The organism is Bacteroidota bacterium, from assembly GCA_020161395.1.
In the GTDB taxonomy this organism is placed as follows: Bacteria; Bacteroidota; Ignavibacteria; order Ignavibacteriales; family Ignavibacteriaceae; genus UTCHB3.
In genome coordinates this window covers 390,345-403,950 of record JAIUOE010000003.1, presented here as the reverse complement: position 1 = coordinate 403,950, position 13,606 = coordinate 390,345, and the positions used below count along the sequence as shown (strand labels likewise).

General features: G+C 41.4%; 9 protein-coding genes. All 9 read left to right on the top strand.

Annotated features, from left to right (window positions below; genetic code table 11):
- Nucleotides 1-3: 3 nt before the first annotated feature.
- Nucleotides 4-3,204: a biopolymer transporter Tol gene (locus tag LCH52_07025; GenBank protein MCA0388232.1), complete on the top strand. Its 3,201-nt coding sequence runs from the start codon at nucleotides 4-6 to the stop codon at nucleotides 3,202-3,204.
- A gap of 813 nt (nucleotides 3,205-4,017) precedes the next feature.
- Entirely contained in the window at nucleotides 4,018-5,292 is a 1,275-nt protein-coding gene (locus LCH52_07020) for a T9SS type A sorting domain-containing protein (GenBank protein ID MCA0388231.1), read from the top strand.
- 328 nt (nucleotides 5,293-5,620) lie between these two features.
- Nucleotides 5,621-8,938 (top strand): T9SS type A sorting domain-containing protein, encoded by a 3,318-nt coding sequence (locus LCH52_07015; protein MCA0388230.1) that lies wholly within the window; start codon nucleotides 5,621-5,623, stop codon nucleotides 8,936-8,938.
- Between the two features lie 218 nt (nucleotides 8,939-9,156).
- On the top strand, nucleotides 9,157-9,384 hold the full coding sequence (locus LCH52_07010; GenBank protein ID MCA0388229.1) for a DUF433 domain-containing protein: 228 nt from the start codon (nucleotides 9,157-9,159) through the stop codon (nucleotides 9,382-9,384).
- Complete coding sequence (locus tag LCH52_07005) at nucleotides 9,384-9,752, top strand: DUF5615 family PIN-like protein (GenBank protein MCA0388228.1); 369 nt, start codon at nucleotides 9,384-9,386, stop codon at nucleotides 9,750-9,752. The genes LCH52_07010 and LCH52_07005 overlap by 1 nt, the downstream gene beginning before the upstream one ends.
- Nucleotides 9,753-9,873: 121 nt before the next feature.
- Nucleotides 9,874-10,386: a hypothetical protein gene (locus LCH52_07000; GenBank protein MCA0388227.1), complete on the top strand. Its 513-nt coding sequence runs from the start codon at nucleotides 9,874-9,876 to the stop codon at nucleotides 10,384-10,386.
- Nucleotides 10,387-10,500: 114 nt separating this feature from the next.
- Nucleotides 10,501-10,752 carry a type B 50S ribosomal protein L31 gene (locus tag LCH52_06995; GenBank protein MCA0388226.1) on the top strand — a complete coding sequence of 84 codons (252 nt, stop codon included), beginning with the start codon at nucleotides 10,501-10,503 and terminating at the stop codon, nucleotides 10,750-10,752.
- Nucleotides 10,753-10,880: 128 nt separating this feature from the next.
- Nucleotides 10,881-12,152, top strand: a complete 1,272-nt coding sequence (locus LCH52_06990; protein ID MCA0388225.1) for a transferase — start codon at nucleotides 10,881-10,883, stop codon at nucleotides 12,150-12,152.
- Nucleotides 12,153-12,241: 89 nt separating this feature from the next.
- A complete protein-coding gene (gene rsmB / locus LCH52_06985) occupies nucleotides 12,242-13,603 on the top strand; it encodes a 16S rRNA (cytosine(967)-C(5))-methyltransferase RsmB (GenBank protein MCA0388224.1) in 1,362 nt (453 codons plus the stop codon).
- Nucleotides 13,604-13,606: the final 3 nt, after the last annotated feature.

Sequence of the window (13,606 nt, the reverse complement as noted above, 5' to 3'; positions counted from 1 at the left end):
AAGATGAGAAAAGCGGCGTTATTTTTTGTTTTTGTTGTGGTAATCATTTCACAGTCTTTCGGGCAGTTTGGCAGGAATAAAGTTCAATACAAAGACTACGACTGGTACTACATTCAGACAAAACACTTCGATATATATTTTACCATGGAAGGGAAAAATATTGCGGAGTTTGCTGCTACAGCAATTGAGGATGCACTGGCTCAGATTCATTCCTCTTTGAATTATACGATTCAGAAGAGAATCAGCGTAATTCTTTACGACTCACAGAATGAATTTCAGGAAACGAATGTAATCGATTCCTATCTTGGAGAGGGAACAGGTGGTTTCACAGAACTCTTCAAGAACAGGATCGTTCTTCCTTTCTCCGGTAACTACAAAATGTTCAGACATGTAATCCACCATGAACTGGTTCACGGTGTAATGAATGACATGTTTTACGGAGGTGCACTTCAAAATATTATCTCCAGCAATTCAGCAGTAAATCTTCCTTTGTGGTTCTCGGAGGGGCTTGCGGAGTATCTTTCACTCGGCTGGGATACCAACACTGATCAGTTTATCAGGGATGCGGCTATCAATGAGTATCTTCCCGATATCAAAAATCTCGACGGCTACTTTGCTTACAGAGGTGGACAGGCGGTTTTCTATTACATCGCTAAAAAGTACGGCAGAGAAAAGGTTGCCGAACTTGTGATGAATGTAAAGGGAAAAGGTGGAGTAGATCAGGGAATGAAAGCTTCCATCGGTCTGACAGTTGACGAATTAAGCGAGAGATGGAAGAAAGATATAAAGAGGGTGTTCTGGCCCGATATCACCAACCGCAAAGACCCTGATGAGTTTGCAAAAAGGCTGACCGATCCAAAAAAGGACAACTCCTCTTATAATATCTCTCCTGCAATTTCTCCGCAGGGTGACAAGATCGTTTATATCTCGAACAAGGATTATTTCTTCGATGTCTATCTTATGGATGCAAACACAGGTAAGGAAATAAAAAGACTTGTAAAGGGTAACAGAACCGTCGATTTTGAAGAGTTGAATATTCTTACTCCCGGAATCTCGTGGTCACCTGATGGAAAAAAGATCGCAATTTCGGCAAAAAGCGGTGCTGAAGACGCCATTTTTATAGTTGATGCTGAAAGTGGTGATGCGGTCAGCGTGCCTGTAAGATTCCCCGGAATAGAAACAGTTGACTGGTCAAAGGATGGCAAGAGACTCGTTTTCGCAGCTCAAAATTACCACACATCGGATATCTATATCTATGATTTTGAGTCAGGAAAGATCGAAAATCTGTCGAATGACATTTTTTCCGATTCAGATCCAAGATGGTCTTACGATGGTAAAAAGGTCTATTTCTCCTCAGATCGCGACACTCTCACTGAAGCAAAGAGTAAACTTGAGGGATATGAAATGTACCGTCACGATTACAGTCAGATGGACATATACGAAATTGAAGTCGAAACCAGAGCAATCAGAAGGCTTACAGATTATCCGTTAAGTGATGAAAAATATCCACTTCCTTCACAATCGGGTGACGAAGTACTCTTCATCTCTGACTATAACGGAATAAACAACATCTATAAAATAAAGCCAAATGCTGACTGGAAACCGACAAATAAACCTACTCCCGTTACCAATTCCCTGAACGGTCTCGACCAGATCAGCACTTCCTATGACGGAAAAAAACTTGCCATGAATGCCATGTACAAAGCTTCGTACAATATTTTCACGGTAAATAATCCATTCGGTCTTTCCATCGATAAAGATTCAATTCCGTTTACAGATTACATGAATGAACTGGTAAATGGAGGAAGCAAGTTCAAGGGTGGAAATGGCACCAATCCGTTTGATACGACTTATAAAGTAAAGAAATTTGAACAGGAAAAACCCGATGCCCTCGACAAGGATTCCTCTGAAACAAAGGTTGAAGTGTTTACAGGTGTTTTTGGCGATACTGTGAAAGCTTATGGTGATTCTGTACTGATTGACTATTCCACAATTGCATTCGGCGATAACGCTCCAAAAGTAAAAGATACGACCAAACTGCCCAACCTCGAGTTTTTACTTCCTGACAGGCTGGAAGATGACGGCGATTTCAAAATAAGAAAATATAAAGTCAATTTTTCACCCGATCTGGTGTATGCAAATGCGGGTTACAGCACATATTACGGACTGCTGGGAACAACGGTGCTTTCCTTTAGCGATGTGCTCGGTGATCATAAACTGATTGGCTTCACTTCACTTCAGATTGATCTTAAGAACAGCGATTACGGTCTGGCTTACTATTACTTGAAGGGAAGGTGGGATATAGGTGTGTCTGCATTCCACACTGCAAGATTTATCTATCAGCAGAGAGGGAATTTCCTGAATTTCTTTAGATTCAGGAATTATGGAGCGGTTATTTCTGCGAGCTATCCCCTGAACAGATTCTACAGACTTGATCTTAGCCTCGGAGTTACAAACGCAACACAGACAAATCTTGACAACACTCTTGAGCCACAGAGGGAAAATACCTTTCTTGTCCCATCCATTGCTTTTGTACACGACAACACTATTTTTGGTTACACCGCTCCAATTGACGGAACAAGATACCGCTTCGAATTTATGGCAAACCCGATAATCCAGGCTGATAAATATGGTTTTTACTCCGTTCTGGGAGATTATCGTGAATATCTTAGATTCTGGGGTGACTATTCATTGGCTGTCAGAGGTTCCTTTGGCTATTCCTGGGGTACAAATCCACAGCGCTTCTTTATCGGTGGTACGGAAAACTGGATAAACCGTGACTGGTCAACGGGAAGACTTCCTCTCGACTCTCCGAGCGATTTTGTGTTTCTCTCCACTGCACTTCCGATGCGCGGTTACAACTATGCCGAAGTGGTGGGCACCAAATACGGACTTATGAATGTGGAACTTCGTTTTCCATTCATAAGATACCTTATCACAGGTGGTCTGCCTCTCTTCTTCAGCAACATAATGGGTACCATCTTCTTTGACGCAGGTGCTGCTTGGACGAACAATGAGCAGCTCCGTCTCTTCACCAAAGATGAAAAAGGGAACACCATAACCAAAGATCTGCTTATGGGTACCGGCTTTGGCTTGAGAACATATTTTCTCTACTTCCTCCTGAGGTTCGATCTCGCCTGGGCTTACAATGTTGACGGCTTCAGTAAACCGATTTTCTATTTTTCCCTCGGGACAGACTTTTAACAGCTATTAGCTGTGAAGTATGAACTGAAATCAGGTTTGAAGTCAGAAGTTTGAAGTATGAAATTTTATTGTTGAGTTATTTTAAAGCTGTCAGAAATGGCAGCTTTTTTTATTTTAACCGGAATTCATGATTTCATCGAACCCATCTGATGACACCTTTTTAGGGGACGCAGATACACGCAGATTAATTAGATGAACACAGATATTCGCTAAATCAACACGCCCAGGCGTGTGGCATGTTCGTAGGAAAAACAATTATTCCCAACTCCACCAGAACACGCCCGGGCGTGTGGCATGTTCGTAGGAAAAACAATCATTCCCAATTCCACCAGAACACGCCTGGGCGTGTGGCATGTTCGTAGGAAAACGGCGACAAATCCCTAAAAAAAAATGAGAAGGAGCGACAATCGTCTCGATTGTCCAACCGACAAACATTATGTAATTATCCGGGGGATTGATTGTTATTATTTTCATGTGGTTAAAACCTCCCGATTATCGGGACTGTAGGTTTTTCTGTTTCGCCGTGAACTACTAGTCTTCGAATTCATTCGGAGGGGGATGTTTTATCCCAGAAACCTCGTAAATGCCAGTGAAATTCATCACAGGAGCCCAAAATAGCAATTTATTTTGGTAATTTATTAAAAATATTTGGATTTAATTTAAAGATATTCGTAAATTGTATTGTGGTAAAAAATGCATTTTATTATACACTTTGTGCCGCAAGGTTTAGCTAATGTGAGGATTAATTATCAGTGAGGTTTTAGAGAAAATAGAAATACATATGTTTAATCAAAACTCTTCGGAGGAATGTTTATGAAAAAGTTGATTACAATTTTAATATTGTGCGGGTGGAGTGTGTTTGGGCAAACACCAAAAACTGTGACTATGGATGGAGCTACGAATAATGCTTCCGCTTTTGGAGCTTCTTACACTCTGGGAACAGATAACAATTGCACATATTATATTGCTTGGGATGGTACATATATCTATGTTGGCTGGACGGGAGGCAACACAAATTATTCATCAGATATGTACTATGTTGCTTTTGATACAGATCCTCATGGATCGAATGGAAGTTTAAGTGGGATACAGGGAGCAACTTTTAGCAGCGGTAATCAGCAAAAATTTGACTACTATTTATATTATGAAAATAATTCATCCTTCGGAGGAGTACCTACCACAAATGGCAACGCATATGAAAGGTGGTCAGTCAATTCTGGTAATTGGGTATTTGTTTCAAGAACGGGTGGAGACGATGGCACAAATTCACAAGTAGTTTTTTCCGGTACCGGGGGTGAAATCAGGATCAGGATTCCGTGGTCAGATTTAGGTTTCACACCTGGGGCATCGGCCCCATTGGGAATTTCATTCTGGACTAATAATGCCAGTGGGAATTATATTTGGTCAACATTCCCTATTTCAAATCCTACAGGGTCAACCAACCAACTCTTGGACAAATATATTTATTATCCAAGTACTGGAAGTGGTGTTACACCATCTACCGCTTGGTCTGAGCAATCTCTCCCTGTCGAACTGACCTCATTCAACGCTGCAATCCGAAATGGCATTGTTGATTTGAAATGGGAAACCGCAACCGAGATTAACAACTATGGTTTCGAAGTTGAGAGAAAATCCGCTTTGACGGATTGGAATAAAATCGGCTTTGTTGAGGGTTATGGCTCGACCAATTCTCCGAAGTTCTACAGCTTCTCTGACAAACCAACTGGTACTGGAAAAATTTCATACAGACTGAAACAAATAGACAACGACGGAAAGTATGAATACAGCCCGATAGTTGAAGTGCTGGTTGACAATCTTCCAAACGGTTTTGTTCTGGAACAGAATTATCCAAATCCGTTCAATCCGGAGACCTCGATAAGGTTCGCACTGAAGGAAGATACTAAAGCAACACTAAAGGTTTACAACTCACTTGGTGCCGAAGTTGCTACTCTCTTTGACGGAACAGCCGAAGCAGGCAGATACTATGATGTGAAATTTGGCAGCGGAGAACTCGCTTCCGGTTTCTACATTTATAAACTTGTTGCCGGCGATTATGTTTCTGTTAAGAAAATGTTGCTGATGAAGTAATATAAATTTTAACGGTTCCACGGATTCCACGGAAACTTGTATTAAGAAAAGAGTTAATTCGACCATTTAACTTAAAACCGGTAATAATTTTTAAGCTCCTGAGAAATCGGGAGCTTTTTTTATGATACACTTCACATTTGTAAAATAGTTCTTGACATATTGAACCAAATTTTACTATCTTGCATTTAACATTATAGCATTTATCCAATTCCCCTCACATAAATGCTTCGAAAACAAATAACAAGCAGTTATTAATCCTGCTCCGCTATCTGCGGACGCATTATTGATTAGTTTATTAATCCACAACAAGTGACCGATGGTGATTGCAATGCTATGCTATAATCGTAATTCGTTGAATTTTCTTATTCTCTTCCTTTTTGCTGCTTTCATAAGTGTGAATGGACAGGGCTATAACCATATTGCTACGGATAGTGCTGATAATTATTCCACTTTTGCCAATGGCAGTTTTACAACCAACAGCGGGTTTAACGCCTGGCAAATTTCCGGAAGTGGTGGTGTCTTTTTAGGATCTGCCCACAATTCCGGACTTAACTCGCCCACAAAATCTTTCGGTATTTGGTCGAGTTCCGGGTACGAAAATGCAAAAATATCATTTACTGCTTTGAGAGAAAATGAAAGAATTGTTTTTCAAATGTCTTACGATGCCATTTCGATTGGGAGTCGTGGGGTAGATATCATGAATGGTTCGTCTGCACTTTTCACTTTTCGAATTAATTCATCAGGCTATCAATATTCCACCAATTCCGGGGGAACATGGATTTCGTTTGGCAGTACTGCAACGAAGCCGGTTCTAACTTTTACATTGGTTAAAGGTTCAGGAAGTTCATGTAGCATCTCAATTTCGGCTTCTGCAGGTACAGGGCTGGATAACACTGTATTCTCATCATTGGGTGCAACAATCAATGCCGTGAATTTTTTTGTTGGTGATACCGGGGGAGGATCGGCTAATGATTTTTTTGTAAATAAAATTTACAAGGACCTTATCGAATATACAACTGCCGGCGATGGAAACTGGAGTTCGCCTTCAACCTGGACAGGCGGAGTTCCTGTAGTCAATTCTACAATCGTTATTAACCATAATATAACAGTTGATAATGCAATTTCATACAATCATGGGAAAATTACAATTAACTCCGGGAAGAGTCTCCTTTTTACTTCAAGTGGTCAACTTACGATTGAAGGCAACTGGACAAACAACGGCACTCTTGACATGACAGCAGGCGGTACTGTTTCTTTTGGCGGGTCATCAACTCTCACGCTTACCGGTACCAATCCTTTCAACAATGTAAATCTCTCCTCTGGGGTAAATTTTGGAAATGCTTCTACGATTAACGGGACACTCGCTCTAAACTCGGGAGGTTTTGTATCAGTGAATGCTCCAACATACGGAGCGACTTCTACATTGCAGTACAATAATGATTACGAACTTGCTTCTGAGTGGTATGCGAATGTCGCATCAGGTCAGGGTGTTCCTCAAAATGTCGTGATCAATGGAGGGAATGTATATTTCGCAAGTTTAGCTAATGTATATAGACAGCTGAATGGCAATCTAACAATTAACGGCAGCAAAGCCTTTTCTCTTTCACAGACTTCAGGTGGCGACTTAAAGATAAAAGGAAACCTTGTGAATAACGGAACATTTCACACCAACTCGAGAAGTGTGGATTTCAATGGAGGTGCAGCCCAGGAAATATCTGGAACAGGCACATTTAATCTTAACTGGCTTAATGTCAGCGACAATTCAGCAGTTACAGTAAATGCAAATATCTCCGTTGCAAACAATATAAATGTTAACTCACCCTCAACTTTCGACTGTGGTTCAAGTGTCATAACCTTTGGAAGTGGTGCTACTATAACGGGTTCAGCACCATTAACAACAGGAACCGGAACACTTGTATTTTCCGGATCAGGAACAGTCAATAATTCCACAAGCACATTCAACAATGTTACTATCGGCGGGGGAGTTAATCTTGGTGCCGGAGTTACGATAAACGGGACACTTCAAATTAGTTCGGGTGGATTTTTATCGACAAATTACCCGATATACGGGCCATCATCCACTCTAAAGTACAATTCAGGTACAACTTACGGAAGAAGTCTTGAATGGAGCAGCACATCAGGTGCAGGTTACCCGAATCATGTTCAGATTTCAAATAATACGACATTGAATCTCGGTAATGCCGGAACGACTACTGCCCGTCAAATGGCAGGTAACTTAACGATTGATGCTGGCTCTGCTTTGGATATGTCAGTTACGGGAAGTGTGATGGAGCGTCCCCTTACTGTGTTTGGAAATATCACGAACGGCGGGACTCTTAAGTTGGGAGGCATCAATGGTCCTAATGCCGGAGACCTGATCGTAAAAGGAAACTTCACAAACAATGGAACATTTAATTCAAACACCAGGGAAGTAGTTTTCGATGGTACCTCAGTTCAAACAATCTCAGGTACTACTTCACCAGTTTTCACTTACTTCGCTCTTTCGAATCCTGCGGGAGTTGAGCTGGGGGTAAACACAACCATTCAAAACAGATTACGATTCGATGAGGGAGTTCTCCGCTTATCCAACTTTAATCTTTCGTTGTCTTCGGGTGCAACTTATTCCGGAACGCCTTCTGCAACACAGATGATTGTGACCAACGGAACAGGGATGTTAAAATTTACCGGTACCGGCCCTTCAACGCTTCTCTTTCCGATTGGCGATGAAACAGGAACAGCTGAATATTCTCCCGCACAGGTAATTTTGAATTCCGGTACCGAAACCATAGGTGTCAGAGTAGTAGATGCACCACACCCGAGCAAGGGACCGGGTTCTCTCTACCTCACCCGTTATTGGGATATTACCAGGGATGGTAATTCAAGTATTAATTATGACCTCACTCTTAATTATTTGGATGAAGATGTGAGTGAACCAACACAGGAATCTTCCTTAGTGATGGGAAAATTCAACGGTACGCTCTGGACTGTTTTGCCAACAACTCTCGATGCGACTGCTAATACCCTCACCGTTTCGAGTCAGACTTCATTTTCCCAATTTACTGGTGGGGAGCCTTCTGCCCTCCCTGTCGAACTCTCCTCCTTCAATGCTAAAGTTTCCGGCGGCACTGTTCTTCTCGACTGGGAAACAAAAACCGAAATGAATAACTACGGTTTCGAGGTGGAACGAAAATATTCCAATTCCGAATGGACGAAAGTCGGATTCGTTGAAGGTTACGGAATGTCGAACTCACCGAAATATTACAGCTTCCCTGACAAACCTGCTGGCACCGGAAAAATTTCCTACAGACTGAAGCAAATCGACAACGACGGGCAGTTTGAGTACAGTCCGGTTGTCGAAGTGCTTGTTGACAATCTTCCGAACGGATTCGTGCTGGAGCAGAATTATCCAAATCCGTTTAATCCTGAAACTTCGATCAGATTCGCGTTCAAAGAGGATACGAAAGCAACACTCAAAGTTTACAACTCCCTTGGTGCCGAAGTGGCAGTTCTCTTCGACGGAATTGCTGAGGCAGGCAGATACTATGATCTTAAGTTCGTAGGAAACGAACTAGCTTCAGGTTTTTATATTTATAAACTTGCTGCCGGTGACTATGTTTCCGTAAAGAAAATGTTGCTGATGAAGTAAGGGAATTTTGATAGTTACACAGATTTCACGGATTTAACACAGATTTCACGGAAACTTGTTTTTAGAAAAAGGATTAAATAGTTCAACCAGCCAAGAACAGGTAAAAATATTTCCAAAGCTCCTGAGAAATCGGGAGCTTTTTTTATTTTGTGGATGGAATTATATACCAAACAACTTTCGAAATTTTTAGTAAATTAGCAGCATATCTTGAGGAAAAAATGGAATTAAAAGACAGAATAACCGTAAATCCAAAAATTATGGATGGTGTCCCCTGTGTGCGAAATTTGAGAATGCCGGTGGCTACCATTCTTGCTCTTCTTGCAGAAGGATACGAAACCAAAGAAATTATTGAACAACACGATGAACTCGAACCGGAAGATATTAAGGCTGTATTAAAATATGCATCTGAATATTTCAGAACCAGAGAATTTCCTTTGGCCGGATGATGCAATTTTTAATAGACAATAACATCTCTCCTAAACTGGCCGATTACCTTACTCAAAACGGATACAATTCAGTTCATGTGAAGAGCCTTGGAATGCGATCTTCAACGGATGAGGAAATATTCAACTATGCATATCAAAATAACTATGCGATAATCTCATCAGACTCTGATTTTGGTTTTATTCTATCATCCTGGAAATTCAATCATCCCTCACTACTTCTTTTAAGACACATACCCCCTCGTACTGAGATTCAGATAAGAGCTATTCTGGAGGTGGTGTTGAAGTACGGCAATGAAATTTCAGATGGTTCGATACTTGTGATATCTCCTGATAAATTGCGAATCAGAAAATTACCTCTGTTTAGTTGACCTGCTTTTTGAATTCCAAGAAGTTTTTCACCCCTTTCACTACATTCCCCACATTTCCATCTTTTCTGTTACAATTTAACTATCTTTGTCACCATAGATTTTTCATTTAACCGGTAAAAAAATGACACTGACAGAAAAATTTCGCGGTAAAAAAATCCGATGGACAAAAGAGAAGTTCTTTTCCAGAGAGTACAAACTCTACAGCGACAATGAAAAGGTGGGGGAGTTGTGCTTCCCAAAATTTTTCAACACTTCGGCTGATATAAAACTGCTTGACCATGAACTTGAAGCTTTTTCACCGAGCATGTTCAAGAGTAGAATGGAGTTGAAAGACAAAAAATCGGGAGTGATACTTGCTGCTTTTCTAAGGGAAAAGTTTTTGAAACCAAGTGAAATTTTGGTTGGGGAGCAAAAATTTACTCTGAGTACCACATTTTTTAACAGAAGGTATTTCATTAAAAACGACTCGGGTGCCCAGGTTCTGGAATTTGAGATGAAGGGGTGGTTCAACTCGGAGGCAGAGGTGAAGGTGGAGCCCGTCTTCATCCAAAAGGATGAATTTCCCGTCCTGCTGGTTTTTGCCTGGTACATTATCATCAGACTCAACGAAAGACACGCAGCAGCAGCGGCGTAATGACCCGTTAACTTTGAATCTCTAAAAACAAAAGATATTGTTTTATCACAAACGAAAAATTACTTATATTGCATGTCTGTTTAGTAAAATTCGTTAACTAAAAGCACGAGTAAAATGAAAAAAGGCATTCATCCTCACTATAGGCCGGTAGTTTTCAAAGACTTTTCATGTGAGTTCGCAGTTTTGTCGAAATCAACCATAAAAGCCACTGAAACAATCGTATGGGAAGATGGAAATACTTATCCGCTAGTTAGGCTTGAGATTTCCAGTGGTTCACATCCGTTCTTTACCGGTAAGCAGAAACTTCTTGATACCGCCGGTAGAGTAGAGAAGTTTATGAGAAAGTACTCAAAACCAGGGAACTAAGCCCGTTTAGGTTTTTGAATTAAGCTATCCTGAAAATTCGGGATAGCTTTTTTTGTTTTGACACTAAACTCTTTCTCTCTAATTATTTATATTGCATTATCATTAGAATCTTTTAGTAGAGCAACAAAATGCAGATTTGTCTTTTTGAGGATATCTATTTCGATCATTTTGAACCGATGATCCTCACGAGGCCCACTTACAACCTGTTTTGTGGGATACATACACTTCGGGACAAAGTAAAAAGGGCTTATCCGGAAGTCGACATAGTCTTTCATACCAGAGGCTATCTTAAGGCGTTCATCGGTTTGAAGAATCCGACATTCAAGGTTAACGAAATTGAGCATGACGAATGTCTTTTCATCAATGGAAGGGTTATCGCTCCACCGGATATCGCTAAAATAATCAAAATTGACGCTCCTGGTGACAGACTTTATCTAAACGGTGAAACGATTATCGCTGCAAAAGTATCCGGGAAAAAGCTTGAAAGCGTAAAAGAGGGACTCGATGATTTGATCACCCTCTCCAATTTTGACGGTATTCCCGTTGAACAGGTGGAAGTGAAGTATGCCACCTACATTTGGGATCTTATCCATGCAAATCCAAAAGAGATCATTAACGATTTCTTTGCTTACATGGAGATTAATAATATCCCCGAGAAAACCAGAGTAAGAGGGACGGTATATGACGGGGCAGTTTTACTCGCAAAAGAAAATATTTACATCCATGAAACTGCCCGGATTTTGCCCGGAGCAGTAATTGATGCCACTGACGGACCTGTCTTCATCAATGCTGATGCCATCGTTTATCCAAACGCAGTGATCGAAGGTCCCGTATGTATCGGTCGCGGAACAAAAGTTAAACCTTGTGCCTCAATTTATCACGGTGTTACAGTCGGTAAGGTCTGCAAAGTTGGTGGTGAGATAGAAGGAAGTATCATTTCACCCTATTCCAACAAGCAACACTCCGGATTTATGGGTCACGCCTACATCGGAAGCTGGGTAAACATTGGTGCTGATACCAACAACAGTGATCTTAAAAACAACTACGGTACCGTAAAAATAATGGTTAACGGCGAGCAGGTCGACAGCGGACAGCAGTTCCTCGGTCTGATTATGGGTGACCATTCAAAAACAGCAATTAATACCATGTTCAATACCGGTACAGTAGTCGGCTTCTCAAGCAACATATTCGGTGCAGGGTTCCCGGCGAAATACATACCGAGTTTTTCGTGGGGAGGTGCTGACATGATGACCACTTACGATATCGAAAAAAGTCTCGAAACCGCTAAAAGGGTGGTACAGAGACGAAACAGGGTTATTTCCGAAACTGAAGAAAAACTCTTCAGAAAAGTCTTCGATCTTACTCATAAACAGAGAAGAAAGATGGGATTTCCATACTAATTATGACTTATTAGTTATGAGTTATGAATTGGTCGTTAAATTGAGACTTTATTCCGGCAGAAAACAATGAAACATGAATCAGTAACAAAATGCAAATAGAAGAACACAGAGTGAAAGATCTTTATACAGGTGTAAGAGGGACTGCAGTCAAAATTCTTGACAGGATCGAGAGAACAGACTCTTATCTCGACAAGTTGCTCGACCACGAAATGAAACATACCGATCTTTCAGGGCAGGACAAGGCTTTGCTTTATGAGCTGGTGCATGGAGTTGTCAGATGGATGGGAAGGCTAGACTGGATCCTCAGCGGGTTCTACAAGGGACAGTTTTCAAAAGCGATACCCGTACTCAAAAATGCTCTTCGTGTGGCTCTTTATCAGGTCATGTTTCTCGACAAGATTCCGGAGTATGCCATCGTCAATGAAGCGGTCGATTTTGTGAAAAAACTTCAGGGGCAAAAACCCGCTGACATCACAAACGCGGTCTTAAGAAACATCATCAGGTCAAAAAACGGACTTCGCTATCCTGACCCGAACGAAAACCTGATCAGTTATTTGGCAGCATACTATTCGCATCCCACATGGCTTGCCAAAAGATGGGTTGAAAGATACGGGCGCGAAAATGTGGAAGCCCTCATGAATGCGAATAACGAGAGACCAGTGTTGACCTTGCGAATAAATCAGCTTAAGGTCGACAGGCAGGAGTTTGAGTCACTTCTTCAGTCTGTGAATTTAAAATACACAATTGGCAGTTTCAGCAAGGATTTCTATCGTCTGCAGATTCTGACGAATATCCAAAGCTGGCAATACTTCGCCGAGGGTTATTTTGCCATTCAGGACGAAAGCACCGGAATGCCCTGTCTCCTTTTGGATGTGAAGCCCGGCATGAGAGTACTCGACATGTGTGCGGCTCCCGGAGGCAAAAGTGCTTACATCGCAGATTTAATGAGTAACTCAGGCGAAATTGTTTCTCTCGACAAGTTCGAAAGCAGAGTAAAACTTATGCAGGCAAATCTCGATCGCCTTGGCGTCTCTATCGTGAAATTCGTTACGGCAGATGCTCTTGAGTACGAAGATGATCTTTTCGATCGCGTTTTGCTCGATGCGCCCTGTTCAGGACTGGGGACTCTCTCAAAAAAACCTGACATCAAATGGAAGAGAGACCTGTTGGATATCAAAAAGCTCACGCCGCTCCAGTCTGATCTGCTTCAAAAGGCGAGTGAGATGGTAAAACCGGGTGGTGCTGTAGTTTACAGTACCTGCACAATCGAACCCGAGGAAAATTACGAGATCATCACGAAGTTCCTTCTCGAAAACCCGAACTTCGCTCTTGATGATGCGTCAAACTATGTTGATAAAAGAATTGTTGACGAGAATGGGTGCATCCAGTCTCTGCCTTACAGGGACAAGATGGACGGTGCATTCTCTGCAAGGTTAATAAGAAAAGAATAGTTA

Excerpts from the sequence above, each read along its gene's own strand:
- LCH52_07025 (MCA0388232.1), top strand. The coding sequence starts at position 4 with ATGAGAAAAGCGGCGTTATTTTTTGTTTTTGTTGTGGTAATCATTTCA.
- LCH52_07020 (MCA0388231.1), top strand. The coding sequence starts at position 4,018 with ATGAAAAAGTTGATTACAATTTTAATATTGTGCGGGTGGAGTGTGTTT.
- LCH52_07015 (MCA0388230.1), top strand. The coding sequence starts at position 5,621 with ATGCTATGCTATAATCGTAATTCGTTGAATTTTCTTATTCTCTTCCTT.
- LCH52_07010 (MCA0388229.1), top strand. The coding sequence starts at position 9,157 with ATGGAATTAAAAGACAGAATAACCGTAAATCCAAAAATTATGGATGGT.
- LCH52_07005 (MCA0388228.1), top strand. The coding sequence starts at position 9,384 with ATGCAATTTTTAATAGACAATAACATCTCTCCTAAACTGGCCGATTAC.
- LCH52_07000 (MCA0388227.1), top strand. The coding sequence starts at position 9,874 with ATGACACTGACAGAAAAATTTCGCGGTAAAAAAATCCGATGGACAAAA.
- LCH52_06995 (MCA0388226.1), top strand. The coding sequence starts at position 10,501 with ATGAAAAAAGGCATTCATCCTCACTATAGGCCGGTAGTTTTCAAAGAC.
- LCH52_06990 (MCA0388225.1), top strand. The coding sequence starts at position 10,881 with ATGCAGATTTGTCTTTTTGAGGATATCTATTTCGATCATTTTGAACCG.
- rsmB (MCA0388224.1), top strand. The coding sequence starts at position 12,242 with ATGCAAATAGAAGAACACAGAGTGAAAGATCTTTATACAGGTGTAAGA.